Annotated in this window: 18 protein-coding genes; 13 read left to right on the forward strand and 5 right to left on the reverse strand. The window is 71.1% G+C overall.

The features are described from left to right. Positions 1-21: 21 nt before the first annotated feature. From OG299_RS24475 to OG299_RS24525, 11 genes are all read left to right on the forward strand, one after another. The gene (locus OG299_RS24475; RefSeq protein WP_327362625.1) at positions 22-570 is read left to right on the forward strand and encodes a DUF2563 family protein; all 549 of its coding nucleotides are present in this window, start codon (positions 22-24) and stop codon (positions 568-570) included. After that, entirely contained in the window at positions 570-1,994 is a 1,425-nt protein-coding gene (locus OG299_RS24480; RefSeq protein WP_327362626.1) for a WXG100 family type VII secretion target, read from the forward strand. Before OG299_RS24475 ends, OG299_RS24480 begins: the two co-directional genes overlap by 1 nt. 27 nt (positions 1,995-2,021) lie before the next feature. Continuing rightward, positions 2,022-3,191, forward strand: a complete 1,170-nt coding sequence (mycP, locus tag OG299_RS24485; protein WP_327362627.1) for a type VII secretion-associated serine protease mycosin — start codon at positions 2,022-2,024, stop codon at positions 3,189-3,191. Positions 3,192-3,307: 116 nt separating this feature from the next. Beyond that, positions 3,308-3,454 carry a hypothetical protein gene (locus tag OG299_RS24490; RefSeq protein ID WP_327362628.1) on the forward strand — a complete coding sequence of 49 codons (147 nt, stop codon included), beginning with the start codon at positions 3,308-3,310 and terminating at the stop codon, positions 3,452-3,454. Positions 3,455-3,900: 446 nt separating this feature from the next. After that, positions 3,901-4,314: a hypothetical protein gene (locus OG299_RS24495; protein WP_266628877.1), complete on the forward strand. Its 414-nt coding sequence runs from the start codon at positions 3,901-3,903 to the stop codon at positions 4,312-4,314. Between the two features lie 7 nt (positions 4,315-4,321). Further along, complete coding sequence (locus tag OG299_RS24500; RefSeq protein WP_327362629.1) at positions 4,322-6,664, forward strand: hypothetical protein; 2,343 nt, start codon at positions 4,322-4,324, stop codon at positions 6,662-6,664. After that, entirely contained in the window at positions 6,661-7,425 is a 765-nt protein-coding gene (locus tag OG299_RS24505) for a hypothetical protein (RefSeq protein WP_327362630.1), read from the forward strand. Before OG299_RS24500 ends, OG299_RS24505 begins: the two co-directional genes overlap by 4 nt. 178 nt (positions 7,426-7,603) lie before the next feature. Further along, positions 7,604-9,091: an MFS transporter gene (locus OG299_RS24510; protein ID WP_327362631.1), complete on the forward strand. Its 1,488-nt coding sequence runs from the start codon at positions 7,604-7,606 to the stop codon at positions 9,089-9,091. 519 nt (positions 9,092-9,610) lie between these two features. Continuing rightward, on the forward strand, positions 9,611-11,395 hold the full coding sequence (locus OG299_RS24515) for a DEAD/DEAH box helicase (protein WP_266628885.1): 1,785 nt from the start codon (positions 9,611-9,613) through the stop codon (positions 11,393-11,395). 449 nt (positions 11,396-11,844) lie between these two features. Then, positions 11,845-12,486, forward strand: coding sequence for an IclR family transcriptional regulator (locus tag OG299_RS24520; RefSeq protein ID WP_266628887.1), 642 nt, complete (start codon positions 11,845-11,847; stop codon positions 12,484-12,486). Between the two features lie 69 nt (positions 12,487-12,555). Then, complete coding sequence (locus OG299_RS24525; RefSeq protein WP_327362632.1) at positions 12,556-13,353, forward strand: S16 family serine protease; 798 nt, start codon at positions 12,556-12,558, stop codon at positions 13,351-13,353. Here the strand turns inward: OG299_RS24525 and OG299_RS24530 are convergent. The 4 genes from OG299_RS24530 to OG299_RS24545 all read right to left on the reverse strand — a co-directional run bounded on the left by OG299_RS24530 (position 13,322) and on the right by OG299_RS24545 (position 16,017). Further along, positions 13,322-14,605: an MFS transporter gene (locus tag OG299_RS24530; RefSeq protein WP_327362633.1), complete on the reverse strand. Its 1,284-nt coding sequence runs from the start codon at positions 14,603-14,605 to the stop codon at positions 13,322-13,324. The two genes, OG299_RS24525 and OG299_RS24530, sit on opposite strands and share 32 nt — an antisense overlap. Next, positions 14,602-14,814 carry a hypothetical protein gene (locus OG299_RS24535; RefSeq protein WP_327362634.1) on the reverse strand — a complete coding sequence of 71 codons (213 nt, stop codon included), beginning with the start codon at positions 14,812-14,814 and terminating at the stop codon, positions 14,602-14,604. Before OG299_RS24535 ends, OG299_RS24530 begins: the two co-directional genes overlap by 4 nt. 61 nt (positions 14,815-14,875) lie before the next feature. Further along, positions 14,876-15,460: an ArsR/SmtB family transcription factor gene (locus tag OG299_RS24540; protein ID WP_327362635.1), complete on the reverse strand. Its 585-nt coding sequence runs from the start codon at positions 15,458-15,460 to the stop codon at positions 14,876-14,878. An 86-nt stretch (positions 15,461-15,546) separates the two neighbouring features. After that, the gene (locus OG299_RS24545; protein WP_030299924.1) at positions 15,547-16,017 is read right to left on the reverse strand and encodes an Lrp/AsnC family transcriptional regulator; all 471 of its coding nucleotides are present in this window, start codon (positions 16,015-16,017) and stop codon (positions 15,547-15,549) included. 129 nt (positions 16,018-16,146) lie between these two features. On the opposite strand from OG299_RS24545, the gene hppD reads away from it, so the two are divergent. Next, positions 16,147-17,301, forward strand: coding sequence for a 4-hydroxyphenylpyruvate dioxygenase (gene hppD, locus OG299_RS24550; protein WP_327362636.1), 1,155 nt, complete (start codon positions 16,147-16,149; stop codon positions 17,299-17,301). 114 nt (positions 17,302-17,415) lie between these two features. On the opposite strand, the gene OG299_RS24555 is transcribed toward hppD, so the two are convergent. Continuing rightward, the gene (locus OG299_RS24555; RefSeq protein WP_327362637.1) at positions 17,416-18,960 is read right to left on the reverse strand and encodes a tetratricopeptide repeat protein; all 1,545 of its coding nucleotides are present in this window, start codon (positions 18,958-18,960) and stop codon (positions 17,416-17,418) included. Positions 18,961-19,065: 105 nt separating this feature from the next. Here OG299_RS24555 and OG299_RS24560 point away from each other — a divergent pair, with 105 nt between their 5' ends. After that, complete coding sequence (locus OG299_RS24560; RefSeq protein WP_266633516.1) at positions 19,066-20,448, forward strand: FAD-binding oxidoreductase; 1,383 nt, start codon at positions 19,066-19,068, stop codon at positions 20,446-20,448. Positions 20,449-20,458 lie beyond the last annotated feature (10 nt).

A 20,458-nucleotide genomic window follows, 5' to 3' on the forward strand; every position in this document is an offset into this window, starting at 1 on the left:
CGGGGAGTCGGGGAGGCCATCGTGGCAGAGGAGCAGGCGCCGGGCGGGCTGGCGGGTCTGGGCGGCATGACTACGGGTGTGGCGGACGCGATCCGGGCGCAGGCTGCGTCGCAGGCGAAAGCGGCAGCGCTGAAGGTCGAATACGACACGCTGTCGGGGTACCAGAACATGGTGAAGGACCTGCTGGACGACCTCACCGGCTCGAACGCGGACCACAAGAAGCTGGCGAACGACACCCTGCCGGCGGGCAAGCTCGGCACGGGATTCCCTGAGGCGGACGCCCTCTTCAAGTCGTACGGCACGGTCATCACGGAGCTGCAGAAGCTCTCGAAGGGCCTGGCGGAACAGATCGAGGGCCTGGGCATCGCGATCCTGACGGCGGGCAAAGGCTACGGCGGTGTGGACGATGAAACGCAGCGACGGATGGTAGCCATCGCCAAGCAGGCAGAGGCACATTACGTTCGGGAGCGCGATCCGTATCCGGAGGAGCAGCGCAAGCTGGCGGCCTCGCAGCACCCTGGCCCCGCAACTCCTGGCACCGGTGGCAACGCGAAGGGGGGTACCTACTGATGGCAACGAGTTTTGAAGGCTACTCGCACCAGAAGCTGCGCGAGATGAGGGCCTCGCTGGACCCGACTGCGGTCAAGGACCGTGCCGACCGCCTGCAGCAGGCGTCAAAGGACATCGCGAAGATCGCGGAGAAGCTGAAGAACCACCGCGTCACCGGCTGGGAGGGCGAAGCGGCCACGGTCTTCCAGGAATGGGTGGGCCGGGCCGGCAACGCGACGCTACGGCTGAGCGAATACAGCGCGACGGGCGCCCATTGGATGGGTGAGACCGTTCAGAAGATGATCGAGGCGCGGGACATGCCCGCCTACGACACGAGGTCCGCCGAGAACCTGGCAGCAGCTCTCAAGGCGCACAACGACCCGGACGCGCAGCAGATTGCCCAGCAGGAGCGGAGCAAGCTCGACAAAGAACACAATGAGTCCATCAGGTTGATGAACAACCTGGCGCAGTCGTACGAGCTGTCGTACGGCGAGATGAACAAGGCGGAGATCCCGACCTTCCCGCCGCCGCCGGCGCGGTTCGTGCCGCAGGATGTCTACGGCAGCGAGGACATGGAGCGGCCGGGATCCGGCGGAGGCGTTGGATCTGCCGGTTCGAACTCGTACGCGCCTCCGGCCCCTGAGTCCTCCTCGAACGAACCGGGTTGGGTGCCGGGCCATCAGCCGAAGGCGGACGGTACCCCGCCTCAGACGACTGTGCCCACGACCCTGCCCGGGATCCCGGACCGTAACGTGGACGTGGGCCTCGACCACGTTGCGACCCTGCCGCCGCCCACGACGCTGCCCCCGACGACGGGCACACCGGTCCCCAACCTCCCCGTGGGCCCCGGACCCGGCCCTGTCGCTCCGCTCCCGCCCCTGGGGCTCCCTCCGATCACCGGGAAGACGATTCCCGGATTCGGTCCGGGGCTCGGTCAGCTGCCGAACCTCGGTCCCGGCGGGAACGGCCTCAGCAAGGTCAACCCGATCGCTGGGCCGCCCCCGCGGGATTCCGGCATCATGGGCGGCCGCGCCGTGCCGACCAGCGGCCCCAACGCGGGTATCCCGCGCGGCACGGTCATCGGCACCGAAGGCACGCAGACGGGCCGAGGCATGATGGGCGGTCCCCACGGTGGTGGCGGCGCCCACGCCGGCGGCGTGAGCGGTTCCCCGACGGCACGTCGGCTGGCCTCGGAGCCGGGCGGCATCGTGGGCGGCCGGCAGGCTGCGTCAGGCGGACGTCTGGCCACCGGCGGTCAGCCGTTCACCCAGGGCGGCTCGGGTCTCGTACGCAACAGCGGCAGTGCCATGGGCCACGCGGGTGCAGGCACGCATGCTCCGGGCAGGCGACGTGAGGACCAGGGCGGCGAACGCCCCGACTACCTGGTCGAGGACGAAGAGACCTGGCAGGGCGACCGTCGTGTTGCTCCGCCGGTGATCGACTGAGCAGAACGGACTTTGTACGAGATGCACATGCGCAAGGCGACCGCGGCCCTGGTGGGCCTGCTGCTGGCCGGGGTCGCCGCGACCCCGGCCCATGCGGAGACCATTCGCTCGAAGCAATGGCATCTCGACACCATGAAGGCTGAAGACATCTGGAAGATCAGCAACGGCAAGGGTGTCACCGTCGCAGTGATCGATACCGGTGTCGACCAGATCCCGGAGCTCGAAGGGCAGGTCCTTCCGGGCACGGCCTTTCCTGTTGGTGATGCTGCGACTGGCAGAGACAACGACTATGGCGGGCACGGAACCGGCGTCGCTTCTATGATCGCTGCCACTGGAAAGCACCCGAGCGGTGATGGGGCCTACGGGCTTGCCCCTGGGGTCAAGATCCTCCCGATCCGGGTGCCCGACATGCTGGAGGGGCTGAACACCCCCTCCTGGGTCGCAGCCATTCGGTACGCGGCCGATTCGGACGCCAAGATCATCAATATTTCCCTGGCCATTGTCGGCACGCCGAAGGACGACGAAGCTCGTCGTGAAGCGGTGAAGTATGCGCTTTCGAAGGGGAAGCTGATCTTTGCCGGTGCCGGCAATGACGGGGATACGCTCAACGAGATCAAGTACCCCGCCGCAACCCCCGGAGTAGTGGCTGTCGGCGCCGTGGACGCGAAGGGCGAGGCGACGAAGGAATCGCAGCACGGTTCGCAGATCGACATGGCTGCCCCAGGCATCGACATCGTCACCGCCTGCAAGGGCAAGACAGGGTTGTGTACCACCCACGGCACCAGCGACGCTACGGCCCTCGCCTCCGCCTCCGCCGCCCTGCTCTGGTCCGCGCATCCCGACTGGACCAACAATCAGGTCCTCCGGGTCCTCCTGAACACCGCCGGTAAGCCGAATGACGGTGCTCCGCGCAACGACTACATCGGCTACGGCATCGTCCGGCCCCGGATCGCCGTGCCCACGCCCGGCGACCCCGGTCCGGCGGATGTCTTCCCGCTGCCCGACCTGGCGGCGGCGGACGGGAAGAATTCGCCGGCCCCGTCGGCCGACGGCAAGAAGCCCGAGTCCAGCGCACCCCAGGCAGAAGCCAAGAAGGACGGCGGCAGCAACCTCCTCTGGATCGGGCTCGGCCTGGGAGCCTGCGTCCTCATCGGGGGAGCCGTCACCGCGGTCGTGGTCCGGCGCAAGAACTCCTGACGGCGCCCGACGCGGATGCGAGGGACGATCTCGGCCCGGCGGTTCTCCTGCCGGCCGGGGTCGCCCCGGCCGCCCGCGCCGAGACGGTTCGGCCCCAGCAGCGGCATCTCGATGCCGTGAAGCCCATCGACACCTGGAAGACCAGCACCGGCAAGGGCGTCATGGACACCGGCCTCGGCCGGATCCCCGCACTCGAGGGCCAGTTGCTCCTGTCCGGGGACGTCTCTCACGGGTACGACGGCGACGAGCGCGGGCACCGGTAAGCGACCGGGCCCCAGGAGGCGGGAAATCCACCCGCTCCGCGTCCCCATAGGCGGCGGAAGCACCGAGGCGATCCGCTGCACGGTGGACTCCGTCGGCGGACCGGGTCAGAGCGAGGCCGTCCCGTACGCCCTGCACGAGGGCAAGCCCATCCTTCCCGCGGTCGGCGACGGGGAGACCCCCGGCGACCAGATCCGGCGGACGTCTCCGAGACGGCGGCATCCATGCCACCCGTTTCACCGGCCCCAGGCCGACGCAACCCGGCCCCGCCTCCGCACCCCACGCACAGAACCAGACAGACACCAGCAGGCGCCTTCCCCAGGCCTTCCCCGGGCCGCCCCCGGGATGGGAGCCTGCCTGCTCATCGCCGGAGCCGGAGCCGGAGCCGTAACCACAAGCACCGTTCAACGTGTTAGACGCTGATGTGACACGAGGAGAAAAGCACGCGATGTCGTTCGACGAGGAATGGTCCACCGCGCGCGCCACCGCCGCGGCCAGCGTCTCGACGCGACTCAACCACGTCCCCACCGATCCCGGCGGTGGTGATCTCGAGATCAACCAGGACCACATCGGCGCCATCGGGACCGAGGCCTACAAGCTGCACTCCCGGCTCCTGACCGACGGCAAGCACGCCGCGGCATCCTCGGCCGAGGCGGCCGGGGCGCTCTCCAAGGAGAGCTTCGCCAGCGGTGCCGCTCTGGCCAAGGCCAACACCGCGTGGGAGGGCCAGGTGAAGACCCTGGTGGCCGCCTGCGCGAACGTCTCCAACGGACTGAACTACTCGCTCTCCTCCCATGCCAAGGACGAGCAGCAGCTCCAAGCCGACTTCACGGCCTCCGCCATCGACAAGTACCTCAAGTAGGCCCACGATGCTGACGTACGAGAACGTGCTCAACGCGCCCGTCGACAAGCTCCAGACGGCCGTCACCGACTGGAAGGCGATGGCCGGCAAGCTCGACGAACTGGCCGAGTCGGCCCGCAACGGGATGAAGGCCAAGTCGGACAAGGCCCAGTGGAGCGGTGTCACCGCCGGCGTGGCGCGTGGGTTCGTCGACAAGACGGCCAAGGAGTTCGAAGACGCGGCCAAAGAGGCCAAGGGCATCCACAAGGCCCTGACCGAGGGGCTCGCCGTCTTCAAGTCCTCCAAGGAGCAGCTGAAGAAGATCGCAGCCGAGGAGGCACCGGCAGCCGGCTTCCAGGTGGACGCGGGCGGGCGGATTTCCGCCACCCCGCTCGCCACCGAGGGGGAGCGGAACGCGGCACGCCACGATCCCGACTACCAGCAGTCCATCCGGGAGAACCGCGGGCTGTGGCAGAAGAAGATCGACGACATCATCGACAACTGCGACGACGTCGACCAGTCGCTGGCTCGCCTGCTCGCCGCCAATGTCACCGACGGCCACGACTTCAGCGGACCCAAGTACGCCGGCCTCGACGCCGAGCAGGCCGGCCATGCCGCAGACCTGGCCAAGAAGGGCCGGGACCTGACGCACGCCGAGCTCGTCGAGCTCAACGAACTGCTGGCGGACAACGCCAAGGCCCCCGAGTTCTCCAAGGACTTCTACGAGACACTCGGCCCCAAGGGCGCCCTCCAGTTCTTCGGGTACATGTCCACGGACACGTACGACTACTCGAAGCTCGACGAGCAGCGGCTCAAGGACGTCCAGGAGCTCCAGAAGAACCTGGGACTGAACCTCGCCACCGCCACCAACTCCAAGAGCGAGCCCCACCTGCCCGACAGCTTCGCGCAGGACCTGCGCAAGCTGGGCACCCAGCACATCCCGCTCGCGAAGTACGACCAGCACCCGCCGTACGGGTACCAGCTGCTCGGCGGCATCATGCGGTACGGGAACTACGACCCCAAGTTCTTGGTCCCGATCGCCGAGCACGCCACGCAGATCCACGCCAAGGATCCGGACTTCTTCAACCAGACCCGGCAGCTGAACGGCTACGGCAAGAACCTCTTCAACCCCTCAGGGGTCAACGGCGCGGGCTACGACCCGGTGGTCAGCTTCCTGGAGGCACTGGGGCACAGCCCGGAGGCGTCGGCCCAGTTCTTCGACCCCGACCGGCCCCCGCACACGTACAACCAGGACGGCACGGAGAAGTCCGGCCCCGCCGACCTGGGCAAGGGCGCGGGCAAGAAGCCGATCAAGAACTACCTCGACTTCTTCGGCAACGCGAAGTACGACTTCACCATCGACATGGAGGGCACGAACCCGGACGACCTGAAGAAAGTCCAGCAGTACATGCCGGACGCCCTCGGCCATGCCCTGGAGGCGGCAACCCTGGGCCACGCCTGGGACGACCCGAGGCCGGACCTCCACCGGACCGAGCAGGGCGCCAGGGTGATGGAGGCGGTCGTGCAGAAGTACGGAGGGGATGCCGGTCTTCTCAAGGCCCAAGAGTCACTTGCGGACAGCGTGGGCAACATGACCGCGGGCTACATCGACGACGTCAACCGGGCGATCGCGAACCAGGACGGGGAGAGCGTCTTCGAGCCCACGGCCAAGGCCGGCCACGTGGACCTCGAACTGGAGGACGCGCGGAACCTGCTGAGCGCCCTGGGCCAACACCCGGATTCCTACGCCGCCGTGTCCACGGCGGAGCGCATCTACTCGGCCAGTGTGCTGGAGACGCAAGGGTTTCACGACGGCCAGGTCGACGAGGGCCGAGCCCGTGCGTCGATCCGTACGGGCGCCGAAATTCAGGGCATGCTCGACGAGTCCCGGGCCGAACAGGTCAAGGCCATGGGTGAGAAGCAGCACGAGGAGTACGAGAAGGCACACGAGAAGCAGTCGGCGTGGGTGGAGTTCGGCACGACCGCGGCCATCGCGGGCGGCGTGGCATTCCTGCCGGCCACGGCGGTGGCTGCCGGTGCCGCGGCGATCGTGGTTCCGCTGGCGGTGGATCTCGGCAGTGGCGCAGTGGAACAGGTCGCCTCCCAGGTGGTCGGCGAATGGTCGGACGGTGCGGTGGAAAAGCACAAGGACGACGGCGAAGAGAAGACACACGCCACCACCAAGGCGATGTACCAGGCCGGGGAGCACAGTGCCCGAGCGCCCATGAAGGAGTTCATGGAGCGTCACGCCGTCGCTCCGACCAGTGTCCTCGGCAACGACCTGACCGAGTCGATGCTCGCCGGGTACCAGGCGGGCAACTCACGTGCGGAGCAGCAGGGGCACGCCCCCGAGACGGGCAAGAAGGAGTGACGAGCAGAAGAAGGCTGCCGTACGCGGCGTCCACCGCGGTCGGGGTGGTGGTACTCGGCCTGGCGGCCGCAGGGTGCAGTGGGTCCACGCCGGACGAAACGCCGACGCCGAGCGAGCCCGAACAGGTCTCGGCGATACAGGTCTGCGGCGGTGGTCTCGTCTCCCCGGCCGCCGGTCCGTCATTGGAGAGGGTCCTGGAGTCCTCCCGCTTCGTGATCCGGGAGGACAAGGAGAACGCGGACGTCTCCTCGATCGCGAAGGCGCTGGAGAGCGCCTACCGCGACGGCAGGAAGGTGCGCGATACGTCCATCCCGTCGTGCGACATCTCCGGTGCTGTCAAGGATGTCGATTCCGACAGGTACTACCCGACGGCCTATCTGCGTTTCCGCGCCACCAGCAAGGACGCGGATGTCCCGGACTACATGCCGGGAGCCAAGGACGCGGGCACGAAGGGCTGGGCGGGCTTCCGCGAGTACACGGTCGCATTCGACTGCGTCAGCTCCCGCGTCGGCTCCACGAGCGGGGTCCCTCTCCGGATCACTGCCGAATTCCACAGCAAATGGGACAAGGGGCGGGCGGGCGAACCCGCTCTTGCCCCCGACTATGTGGCGCTGGCCCACTCCGCGGCGCTCGCGGTCGCCAAGGAGCTGGGTTGCGATGCCCGGGGAGGCCTGCCCGAACGTCCCGAAGGCCTGCCGAAAGCGGAACCCGAATCGGGCGCGAGCCCGACACCCGGCGCCGGCGCCGTCCCGGCCGGGTAGAGAACCGACAGCACTATGGCCGTACGAGGCGTGCCGGGGGGTGGGAAGGGGGCGCCGGGGGTGCAATGCGACTGCCGTGCTGCGTTCGTGGTCGGTGTGGTCCTAGGTCCCGCGGCCTACCGGGGAATCCGCCGAATTGACAGGGGCGCAACCCAGGCTTGCGCCTTACTCTGGGGCGATGAGTGCCCTTGAACCCCGCGTGCCACAGCGCAGCGTGCCGGTCCCGCCCCAGCCCCAGGGCGGGATTCTGGGGTCCGCGTACCGGACGCTCAGTATCGGGATCATCTCCGTCATCTTTCTGATCGCCTTCGAGGCGACCGCCGTGGGGACGGCCATGCCCGTCGCCGCGCGGGAGCTGGAGGGGATCGGGCTGTACGCCTTCGCCTTCTCCGCCTACTTCACCACCAGCCTCTTCGGGATGGTGCTGTCCGGGCAGTGGGCCGACAGGGAGGGGCCGTTGCGGCCGCTGACCGTCGGGATCGGGGGCTTCGCCGCCGGGCTGGTGCTCGCGGGCACCGCCGGGGACATGTGGGTGTTCGTCCTCGGGCGGGCCGTGCAGGGGTTCGGGGGCGGGCTCGTCATCGTCGCCCTGTACGTCGTGGTGAGCCGGGCGTACGAGGAGCGGCTGCGGCCCGCGATCATGGCCGCCTTCGCCGCGAGCTGGGTGGTGCCGTCGATCGTCGGACCGCTGGCCGCGGGGACCGTGACCGAGCACCTCGGCTGGCGCTGGGTGTTCCTCGGCATACCGGCGCTGGTCGTCGTCCCGCTGGTCGTGGCCCTGCCGGCGATACGGCGGACCGCGTCCGGGCCGGTGGATCCGGACGCGCCGCCCGCCGCCCTCGACCGGCGGCGGATCCGGCTGGCGCTCGGGATCTCCGTCGGGGCGGGGCTGTTGCAGTACGCCGCCCAGGACCTGCGGTGGCTGTCGCTGCTCCCGGCCGCGGCCGGTACGGCGCTGCTGGTGCCCGCCGTACGGGGGCTGCTGCCGCGCGGGACCTACCTGGCGCGGCGGGGGCTGCCGTCGGTGGTGCTGCTGCGCGGGGTGGCCGCGGGGTCGTTCATCGCGGCGGAGAGCTTCGTGCCGCTGATGCTGGTCACCCAGCGGGGGCTGAGCCCGACGCTGGCCGGGTTCTCGCTGGCGGCGGGCGGGGTGACCTGGGCGGGCGGCTCGTGGCTGCAGTCGAAGGGACGGATGGCGCCGTACCGGGAACGGCTGATGGTCGCAGGCATGGTGCTCGTGGCCTTCGCCATCGCCGCGGCCCCGGCCGTGCTGATCGAGTCCGTGCCGGTGTGGACGCTGGCCGCCGCGTGGGCGGTGGGGTGCCTGGGGATGGGGCTGGTGATCGGCTCTACGAGCGTGCTGCTGCTGAAGCTCTCGGCGCCGGAGGAGGCGGGGGCCAATTCCGCTGCGCTGCAGATCTCGGACGCGCTGGCCAATGTGGTGCTGCTGGCGGCGGGGGGCGCGGCGTTCGCCGCGCTGGGCGGGGGAGCGGTGGGGGCCGCACATGCCGTGACCGGTGATGCGGCGTCGGGTTCGCACCCGGGGGCGTTCGTCGTGGTGTTCCTGCCGATGGCCGCGGTGGCGCTGGTGGGGGCCTGGGTTGCGACCCGCCTCCACGCCGATGGGTCCCGACCCGGGCCGGTGCCTGCGCAGGCGCAGGCGTAGGCGGACCCTGCCGCGGGCCGCTGGGGGCTCCGCCCCCGGACCCCCGCGCCTCGAACGCCGGCGGGGCTGGATCGGCCCGGCGGGCCGGATGACCGTGACCGTGACCGTGACCGTGACCGTGACCGGGATCGGGATCGGGATCGGGATCGGCGTGCGGCATGCGGCATGCGGCGTGCGGCGTCTGATCCACGCCGAGGTGCCGGATCCGGCCCGGGGCGCTGTCTCGCCGGCGCTCAGAGCGTCGCGCTGCGCGCATCCCGTCTGCTGGAGTCCGCCGTGCACCGGCCGCGGGCCCGGATGTCCGGTACGCCGCGTACGGCCTGGTCATCGACGGCGCGGCCGGCGGCGAGGCCGATGTGGCCCGTATCGCCGAGCGGTTGCGCCGGATGTGACGCTCACCGCACCCGCCGAGGTCACGGGCCTGTCCCTCCGCGAGGGGCCGGCCGGCCCCGGTAGGGTGGCCCGGTTGTCCTACGTACGACCGCCGCCGCCAGCCGCCGAGAGCCCGAACCGGAGACCGTGACTACTACCGCCTCCCACCACCTCTCACCCGCCTTCCCGGGCCGTGCCCCCTGGGGTACCGCCAGCAAGCTGCGCGCCTGGCAGCAGGGTGCGCTGGACCGGTACATCCAGACCCAGCCCCGCGACTTCCTCGCGGTCGCGACGCCCGGCGCAGGCAAGACGACCTTCGCGCTGACGCTCGCCTCCTGGCTGCTGCACCACCATGTCGTGCAGCAGGTGACCGTCGTCGCGCCGACCGAGCACCTGAAGAAGCAGTGGGCCGAGGCCGCCGCCCGGATAGGCATCCGGCTGGACCCGGAGTACTCCGCCGGGCCGCTGAGCAAGGACTACCACGGGGTCGCCGTCACGTACGCGGGTGTGGGCGTGCGGCCGATGCTGCACCGCAACCGCTGCGAGCAGCGCAAGACCCTCGTCATCCTCGACGAGATCCACCACGCCGGTGACTCGAAGTCCTGGGGCGAGGCCTGCCTCGAGGCCTTCGACCCGGCGACCCGGCGCCTCGCGCTGACCGGTACGCCCTTCCGGTCCGACACCAACCCCATCCCCTTCGTCACGTACGAGGAAGGGAACGACGGGATCCGGCGGTCTTCCGCCGACTACACCTACGGGTACGGGAACGCCCTCGGCGACGGCGTCGTCCGGCCCGTGATCTTCCTGTCCTACAGCGGCAACATGCGCTGGCGCACCAAGGCCGGCGACGAGATCGCCGCCCGGCTCGGCGAGCCGATGACCAAGGACGCCATCTCCCAGGCCTGGCGCACCGCGCTGGACGCGCGCGGCGACTGGATGCCGAACGTGCTGCGCGCCGCCGACCAGCGGCTGACCGAGGTCCGCAAGGGCATCCCGGACGCGGGCGGGCTGGTCATCGCCTCCGACCAGGACTCGGCGCGCGCGTACGCCAAGCTGATCCGCGAGATCACCGGGACGAAGGCCACCCTCGTCCTGTCCGACGACACCGGCGCCTCGAAGAACATCGACACCTTCAGCGCCAACGACGACCGCTGGATGGTCGCCGTCCGCATGGTGTCCGAGGGCGTCGACGTACCGCGCCTCGCGGTCGGCGTGTACGCGACGACTATCTCGACCCCGCTGTTCTTCGCCCAGGCCGTCGGGCGTTTCGTGCGGTCGCGCAGGCGCGGCGAGACGGCTTCCGTGTTCCTCCCGACCATTCCCTATCTCCTCGGCTTCGCCAACGAGATGGAGGTCGAACGCGACCACGTCCTCGACAAGCCCAAGAAGAAGGGCGAGGACGACCCGTACGCCGAGTCCGAGAAGGAGATGGACGAGGCGAACCGGCAGGAGGACGAGGACACCGGCGAGGACGAGCAGATGTCTTTCGAGGCACTCGAGTCCGACGCCGTCTTCGACCGGGTGCTCTACGACGGCGCCGAGTTCGGCATGCAGGCGCACCCGGGCAGCGAGGAGGAGCAGGACTACCTCGGCATCCCGGGTCTGCTGGAGCCGGACCAGGTGCAGATGCTGCTGCAGAAGCGGCAGTCGCGGCAGATCGCGCACAGCCGGCGCAAGCCGGACGCGGAGGCGGACCTGCTGGAGCTGCCGGCCGACCGCCGGCCGGTGGTCTCGCACAAGGAGCTGCTGGAGCTGCGGAAGTCGCTGAACACGATGGTGGGGGCGTACGTCCACCAGAGCGGCAAGCCGCACGGCGTGATCCACACCGAGCTGCGGCGGGTGTGCGGCGGGCCGCCGAGCGCGGAGGCGACGGCGGGGCAGCTGCGGGAGCGGATCAAGAAGGTGCAGGAGTGGGCCACGCGGATGCGGTGAGCCCGTCGTCCCCTTCTTCCCGTCCTTCCGTCCTTCCGTCCTCTGTTCGTACGGACTGTGACCCGGGGTCCGTGCGGAGGTTCGCACGGACCCCGGTCACGTTACGTGTCCGCCGGCGGGTCCGCGTACGGCGCTGCGGGGGTCGCGGACTCGGGACCGGCGTCGGGGGGATCGCACAGGCACCGCCGGCGGGCCGAGGTCACGAATCGTCTCCGCGGGCGATCCTGAACCGGCACAAAGGGGTAGTTGGCGCCCGGATTCTGGACGAGGCCTTCCGCTGAGCGGACCCGCTCGCTACTGTCCCCGCATCGAACGCCCCGTGGCAGCGCCGCCGCGGGAGCGCAGCCGGTGCCATGGCCGCTACCGGCGGCCTCTCCGTGCGTCGCCGTGGGACCGGCGTCGTTCCATCCCGAGAGTCACCGCCGCTCACCGAGAGAGGGAGAGGCGTCGTGACCGCGGAAACCTCCCAGACTCTGGACCGAGGGCTCAGAGTCCTCAAACTGCTCGCCGACACCGACCACGGTCTGACCGTCACCGAGCTCTCCAACCGCCTCGGTGTGAACCGCACCGTGGTCTACCGCCTGCTGGCCACCCTCGAGCAGCACGCCCTGGTCCGCCGCGACCTCGGCGGCCGGGCCCGCGTCGGGCTCGGGGTGCTGCGGCTCGGGCGGCAGGTGCATCCGCTCGTGCGCGAGGCGGCCCTGCCGGCGCTGCGGTCCCTCGCCGAGGACATAGGCGCCACCGCGCACCTGACCCTCGTCGACGGCACCGAGGCGCTCGCCGTGGCCGTCGTCGAGCCGACCTGGACCGACTACCACGTGGCCTACCGGCCCGGATTCCGTCACCCGCTGGACCGCGGGGCAGCCGGGCGGGCCATTCTGGCGGCCCGTCAGGGCACGCTCACCGAGCCCGGCTACACGCTCACCCACGGGGAGCTCGAAGCGGGCGCCAGCGGCGCGGCAGCGCCCCTCGTGGGCATCACGGGACTGGAGGGCAGCGTGGGCGTCGTGATGCTGGCCGACGCCGTGCCCGAGCGGGTCGGCCCGCGCGTCGTGGACGCAGCCCGCGAGGTCGCCGACGCCCTGCGCTGACGCCCTGCGCCGGGGGGTGGCGGGATGGCGGGGCGTGGGCGCGTCGGGGACGCCCGATAGATTGGGCGGGTGCTCTCTCGCCTCACACGTCTGCCGCGTCCCGCCGCCCTGGCCGTCTGCGCCGTGCCCGTGCTCGGGCTGTTCGCCGCCGCGGCCTTCGCGCCGCTGCCCTTCGTGATCGCCCAGCCGGGCCTCACGGCCGACGTGCTCGGCGCCCGCGACGGCAAGCCCGTGATCACCGTGACGGGCGCCCCGACCCGGCAGACCACGGGCCAGCTCCGGATGACCACCATCCAGGCCACCGGTCCCTCCACCACCGTGACCCTGCCCGAGCTCGTCGACGACTGGTTCGACAGCAGCCGGGCGGTCATGCCCAAGGAGGCGGTCTACCCCTCGGGCGGAAGCGACAAGGAGATCGAGGCGCACAACCTGGAGGAAATGGCCACGTCGCAGTCGGCGGCCACCCAGGCCGCCCTCGGCTACCTCCACAAGGACCCGAAGGACGTGAAGGTCCAGCTCAACCTCGCCGATGTGGGCGGCCCGAGCGCCGGCCTGCTCTTCTCCCTCGGCATCGTGAACAAGCTCGACGGCGACGGCAGCGGCGGCGATCTGACCGGCGGCCGCACCATCGCCGGTACGGGCACCATCAGTGCGGACGGCAAGGTCGGCGCGGTCGGCGGCGTGGCCCTGAAGACCCAGGCCGCGCAGCGCGACGGGGCGAGCGTGTTCCTCGTACCGGAGGCCGAGTGCGCCGACGCGCAGACCGAACTCCCCGAGGGGCTCCGGCTGGTCCCCGTCCGTACGCTGACGGACGCGGTGCAGGCGCTGCGTGCGCTCAGCCGGGGAGAGCCGGTTCCGTCCTGCTGACCTCGGTGGCGGCGGCGGAGCCGACCGGCTCCGGTGCGCGCTCCATCGTGCGCCAGGCCGGGAAGACCAGCGGCGCGAGCGTGGTCAGCAGATAGACGCCGCCGAACAGCAGCAGGGCCGGCGTCGCCCCGAGCCCGTCGACGAGCAGGCCCGCCGCGAGCCCGCCCAGCGGCATGGTCAGCTCGCAGCCCGCGGTGGTCACGCCCGAGACGCGGCTGCGCAGCTCGTCCGGGACCCTCTCGTACAGCACGGTGGTCAGGATCGGGTTGAGCATGCCCGCACCGAACCCGGACAGCGCCATCGTCACCGCGAGCGGCAGCGGGGTGTCGGTGAAGGCGGCCACCGCGTACCGGGGCGCACCGCACAGCAGGAAGGCCGTCGTGTACACGGTCCGGCGGGAGAACCGCTCGCCCCACACCCCGTAGAGCAGGGCGCCCAGCAGCGCGAAGCCGCCGAAGAGGGACACGAGCAGGCCGACCGCGGCGGCGCCGCCGAGGGCCTCGCGGCCGTGCACGGGCAGCAGGACCGCGGACCAGCCCTGGTCCAGGCCGTTGGTCATCATCACCATCACGGTGATGCCGGCCAGCAGCCGCGAGCGGGTGAGGAAGCTCCAGCCCTCGGCCAGTTCGGCCCGGTAGCCGGCGAAGGAGATCTTCCCGGTGGCCCGCTGCGGCTCCGCGGCCGGGACCCCGCGCAGGAACGCGGTGACCAGCAGCGCCGACACGGCGAAGGTGGCCGCGTCCAGCAGCAGGGCGGACTCGGCCCCGAACACCGCGATCAGTACGCCGGCCAGCGCGGCCCCGATCATCCGGGCTCCGCGGGAGACGGCGTCGTACAGGCTCGCCGCCCGGGCCACGGTGGTGCCGGCGTGCTCGGCGAGGTCCGGCAGCAGGACGCCGCGGGCGGTCAGGCCGGGCGTGTGGACGAGGCCCCCGACGGCCATCAGCGCGCACAGCATCCAGAACTCCAGCGCGCCCGCGTAGTGCAGCAGCGGGATCGCGCCGACCGAGACGGCGCAGATGAGGTCGGAGGCCGCCGAGACCCGGCGGCGGCCGATCCGGTCGATGACGGGGCCGCCGACGAGCGCGGCGACGACGACGGGCAGGGTGGCGCAGAAGGCGACGACCCCGGCCCGGCCGGCGCTGCCCGTGGTCTGGAGCACGAACCACGGGACGCCGATCAGGGTGAGTGAACTCCCGGCTATCGAAACGGTGTTGGCGGCGAGGACGGCCGCGAACGGGCGACGGCTCATGCGGCGTGCGGGATGCGGGCGTGGAGGTGGGCAGGCTGGATCAGCCGGGTCCCGGCGCTGACGAGGGCCTCGCCGAGCAGGTTGCGCAGGGAGGGGGCGGCCGGGGCGGTCTCGCGGGCGAGGTGCCAGGCGGCGGCCGCGGCGGCGAGTTCGGCGGTACGGGCGGCGTGCGTCTCGGCGTGGATCTCGGCGGGCGGGAAGGCGTGCACGGCAGGACTCCTTCTGCGGGAACGGGAGGAAAGCGGGGGCGAGGCGGGGGCGAGGTTGCGGCTACTCGCCGGAGCGCGGGAAGACGTGCGAGTGGAGGCGGACCGTCTTCGTGTCGTCCGAGGGCGGCAGGTCGCGGTAGCTGTTGATCAAGTCGTGCATCCGGAGGATCAGCTCGAGGGTCTGGTCGGCCGTCAGGCGCAGCGTGTGGTCGCTGACCTCCGAGGCGCGCCGCCAGTCCTGGGGCCAGCTGAAGGCGGTGCCGAGCCAGGTGCTCAGCTCCTGCGTGTGGATCGTCGCGATCTCGTGGAGGAAGAGGTCCGCCGCACCGCGGGTGTCCGGGTCCTCGGCGTACATCAGCTGCTCGTCGAACCGAGTGCCGTCGTGGACGGCCCGCCACCAGCGTTCGCGGCCCTTGCCGTGCTCCGGCGCGTCCTCGACGAACCCGTGCGCGGCGAGCTGGCGCAGGTGGTAGCTGGTGGCGCCGCTGGACTCCCCGAGCCGCTCCGCCAGTTGCGAAGCCGTGGCCGGGCCTTCGTGGCGCAGTGTGGCCAGCATGCGGATGCGCAGCGGGTGGGCGAGGCCGCGCAGGGAGCGGGCGTCGAGGGTACGGACCTTGGGTCCTTCTGTGTTCGCTTCTTCGGGCATGGCTCAACCGTAGAGTTGCAAAGACTTCTATGCAAGGGTTTCTTTGCAACGTCTTCTTTGGAACCTCTGGGAACCACCCGGACGGCTCAGCCCTCGTGCGCCGCCTGCTCCACCAGGGGGATGACCCGCAGCGGTACCGGGTTCTCCATGACGATGGCCGTCGAGGCCCGCACGATCCCCTCGAACCCGACGACCCGGTCGATCACCCGCTGCAGATCGGCGTTGGACCGGGCCACGAGCCGGCACAGCATGTCCCCGTGCCCGGTCGTGGTGTGCAGCTCCAGCACCTCCGGCACGCCGTTCAAGTGCGCCCGCACGTCCGCCCCTTGGCCCTGCTTGATCTCCAGCGTCGCGAACGCGGTCACCGGGTACCCGAGGGCCGCCGGGTCCACCTGCGGGCCGAAGCCGCGGATGACCCCGTTCGACTGGAGCCGGTCGAGCCGGGCCTGCACGGTGCCGCGGGCCACGCCGAGCCGGCGCGAGGCCTCCAGGACCCCGATCCGGGGCTCCCGGGCGAGCAGGACGATGAGCCGGCCGTCGAGTTCGTCGATGCCCATGGAAGCCTTCCCTCGATCGGCTGGTCATACTGCACAGATCTCTCAGCCATCCTCCGCCTCGGCTGGTCAGTCTGTACAGCCAAACAGGAAACTATTGCGCAGCTTGTGGATCGGCGGGACTCTGCGCTCATGACTGAGTCTCTGACGAACCTCGAAACCACCCCGCACACCGCGCGTGAGGCAGACCCCTTCCCGGTGAAGGGCATGGACGCGGTCGTCTTTGCCGTAGGCAACGCCAAGCAGGCCGCGCACTACTACTCCACCGCCTTCGGCATGAAGCTCGTCGCCTACTCCGGACCGGAGAACGGCGTCCGCGAGACGGCCAGCTACGTCCTGACCAACGGCTCCGCGCGCTTCGTCCTGACCTCGGTGATCAAGCCGACGACGGACCACGGCCGTTTCCTCGCCGAGCACGTCACCGAGCACGGCGACGGTGTCATCGACCTCGCGATCGAGGTCCCGGACGCGCGGGCGGCGTACGCGTACGCCGTCGAGCAGGGCGCGCGCGGGCTGGACGAGCCGTACGAGATGAAGGACGAGCACGGCACCGTCGTGCTGGCCGCCATCGCGACCTACGGCCAGACCCGCCACACGCTGGTCGAGCGCGCCGACTACACCGGGCCGTACCTGCCGGGTTACGTCGCCGTCGAGCCGATGGTGGCGCCGCCGGCCAAGCGGACCTTCCAGGCGATCGACCACTGCGTGGGCAACGTCGAGCTCGGCCGGATGAACGAGTGGGTCGCGTTCTACAACAAGGTCATGGGCTTCACGAACATGAAGGAGTTCGTGGGCGACGACATCGCGACCGAGTACTCGGCGCTGATGTCGAAGGTGGTCGCGGACGGGACCAAGAAGGTCAAGTTCCCGATCAACGAGCCGGCGATCGCGAAGAAGAAGTCGCAGATCGACGAGTACCTGGAGTTCTACGGCGGCCCCGGCGTCCAGCACATCGCGCTGGCCTCGAACGACATCGTGGCGACCGTGCGCACGATGCGCGCGGCGGGCGTGCAGTTCCTGTCGGTCCCGGACTCGTACTACGACACGCTCGGCGAGTGGGTCGGTGACACGCGGGTGCCGATCGACGAGCTGCGCGAGCTGAAGATCCTGGCCGACCGGGACGAGGACGGCTACCTGCTGCAGATCTTCACCAAGCCGGTGCAGGACCGCCCGACGGTGTTCTTCGAGATCATCGAGCGGCACGGCTCGATGGGCTTCGGCAAGGGCAACTTCAAGGCGCTGTTCGAGGCGATCGAGCGGGAGCAGGAGAAGCGGGGCAACCTCTAGGTCGCGGGTCCCGGGCCCCTGGCGCTGCCTTCGGCGCCGGGGGCTCTGCCGTTGCCGGGGGCTTCCCAGACCCCCGCGCCTCGAGCGCCGGCGGGGCCGGATCGGCCGGCTGCCTCAGGCTTTGGCTGGGCTGGGTTTGCCGGGCGACGGGCTCGGCTTCGGTTTCGGTTTGGCCGCCGGGGCCGGGGGCTTGGATTTGGCCGCCTTCGGGAGGTCCGGGGCCACCCATGGTTTGGTCGGCTGCATGTTCTCCGGGCCGCCCGCCGGCGGCTGGCCGATCGAGGCGAGTGCCTCCTTCGCCAGCGGGACCCGGACGGGGGAGAACCGCGGGTTCGTGCGCAGCGCCTCCTGCAGGTGGCGCCGGGCCCCCGCGTCGTCGCCCAGACCCCGCTCGATCATCGCGCGGTGGTAGGCGAAGTCCGCGCTCCGCGCCCCCCGCTCCGTCGACTTCTTCGCGTACTCCAGCGCCCCCGCGTCGTCGCCCGTCTTGTGCAGCGCCCACGCCAGCGCATCCGCCACCTGCATGTTCTTGTGCCGCGACCACTCCTGCGTCAGCCGCCGCACGGCCACCCCCGGATCCCCGTGGTCCGCCTCGAACAGGCCGAGGACCACCGCCTCGTTCACCCCGTCCGCCGCGCCCCGCCCGGCCGCAGCACGCAGCATCTCGTACGGCGCCTTCGCCTCCTCGCCGCGCCCCAGCGCATCCAGCAGCTCGCCCAGCTCCAGCGCCAGCCGCGGCTCCTGCGCCCGGCCCAGCGCCATCCGGTAGTCCCGGACCGCTTCCCCGCCCCGGCCCAGCCCGGCCAGCGCCCTGCCCCGGCCGCCCAGCGCCTGCGCCTGCGCCGGGTCCGCCCGCAGCGCACCCTCGTACTGGCGCAGCGCCTCCGCGGCGTCCCCCCGCTCCCAGGCCAGCTCCCCGAGCCGGAACAGCACGTACGCCTTCTCCGCCGGCGATTTCGCCGCGCCTCCCGCGTGCTCCATCGCCATCGTCGCGTCCTCGCGCCAGCCGCGGTCCCGGTACACCTGGGAGGCCCGGATGAACGCCGCCAGCCCCGGCCGCAGGTCCACCAGCCGCTCCATCGACCGCTCGGCGGCCTTGTAGTCGCCGAGGCCCGTGTACGCGTCCACCAGCACCGGGTACGCCGTCCACCGCTTCGGCGCCTGCGCCCGTACGAGCTCGCCCCACTTCTTCCCGGTCCCGAAGTCGCCCCGGGCGTTGGCCAGCGTGCCCATGCCCGTCATCGCGTCGAAGTTGCCCTTCTCGGCCGGGCGGATCTCCAGCGACCGCTTCAGCGCCTTCTCCGCCTTCGGGTACCAGGCCGGCTCCGCCGTCCGGCGCGCCTGCTCGAGGTACGCCGCCCCGAGCACCGCCCAGGACGCGTCGTCCTTCTCGTGCCCCGCGACCCACTTCTCCCGGTCCGCGACCAGCGCCGTCAGGTCCACCGCCGCCGCCGGCGCACCCATGCCGACCGCCGAGGCGGCCCGCTCGGTGGGCCCGGGCGGGCGCGCGTCGTCGCCCTGGCGGGCCGGCCGGATCAGCAGGGCCCCGGCGATCAGGACCACCGCGACCCCGGCCGCCACGAGCGTCTTGCGGCCGGTGAAGGTCACGGGTGGCGCGGGCTGCTGCGCTTCCTCGTCGATTCGGTCGATACGGTCCATGGGGTCACTGTGCGTCAATATGATGAGTTAGCCGAGGTGTCCGAAGCCCGTCGCGGCCGTGTTCACACCGATGGCCCCCGGTGTCACGCTGGGCCCATGGATGTCATGGACGACGATCTCTCCGTACGTCTGCGCGCGAGCCTCCTGGAGGGGCTCCCCGCCGAGGCCCTCCTCACCGATCCCGAGGTGACCGCCTCCTACGCCACCGACATGGCCAACTTCTGCGCCGCCGGCACCCCGGCGGCCGTGGTCCTGCCCCGCACCGTCGAACAGGTGCAGCACGTGCTGCGCACCGCCACCGCCCTACGGGTCCCCGTCGTCCCGCAGGGCGCCCGCACGGGTCTGTCGGGCGCCGCCAACGCCTCCGACGGCTGCATCCTGCTCTCCCTCGTCAAGATGGACCGGATCCTCGAGATCAACACCGTCGACCGCATCGCCGTCGTCGAACCCGGCGTCGTGAACGCGGTGCTCTCACGGGCCGTCGCCGCGCAGGGCCTGTACTACCCGCCCGATCCCTCCAGCTGGGAGCAGTGCACGATCGGCGGCAACATCGGCACCGCGTCCGGCGGCCTGTGCTGCGTCAAGTACGGGGTCACCGCCGAGTACGTGCTCGGCCTCGACGTGGTCCTCGCCGACGGGCGGCTGCTGCGCACGGGCCGGCGTACCGCCAAGGGCGTCGCCGGGTACGACCTCACCCGGCTCTTCGTCGGCTCCGAGGGCAGCCTCGGCGTCGTCGTCCAGGCCGTCCTCGCGCTGCGCCCTGCGCCGCCCCGGCAGCTCGCGCTGGCCGCCGAGTTCCCCTCGGCCGCGGCCGCCTGCGCGGCCGTCTGCGCCGTCATGGAGGCCGGGCTCACGCCCTCGCTGCTGGAACTGATGGACCGCACGACCGTCCGCGCCGTCAACGCCCTCGGCCACATGGGCCTGCCGGACACCACCGAGGCCCTGCTCCTGGCCGCCTTCGACACCCCGCACGCGCCCGACGACCTCGCGGCCGTGGGGAAGCTGTGCACGGCCGCCGGAGCCACCGCCGTCGTCCCCGCCGAGGACGAGGCGGAGTCCGAACTGCTGCTCCAGGCCCGCCGGATGTCGCTGACCGCCCTGGACACCCTGCGGCCGGCGACGATGATCGACGACGTCTGCGTACCGCGCTCGCGGCTCGCCGAGATGCTCGACGGCACGGCCGCCATCGCCCACAGGTACGACCTGCTCATCGGGGTCTGCGCGCACGCCGGCGACGGCAACACCCACCCGGTGGTCTGCTTCGACCCGGCCGACGAGGACGAGACACGCCGGGCCCGCGAGTCCTTCGACGAGATCATGGCGCTGGGACTGGCGCTCGGCGGGACCATCACCGGCGAGCACGGGGTCGGGGTCCTGAAGAAGGAGTGGCTCGCGAGGGAACTGGGGCCGGTGGGACTCGAGATGCAGCGAGCGGTCAAGCAGGCCTTCGATCCACTCGGCCTGCTCAACCCCGGCAAGCTCTTCTGACCGTACGCCG

The organism is Streptomyces sp. NBC_01296 (assembly GCF_035984415.1).
Taxonomy (GTDB): domain Bacteria; phylum Actinomycetota; class Actinomycetes; order Streptomycetales; family Streptomycetaceae; genus Streptomyces.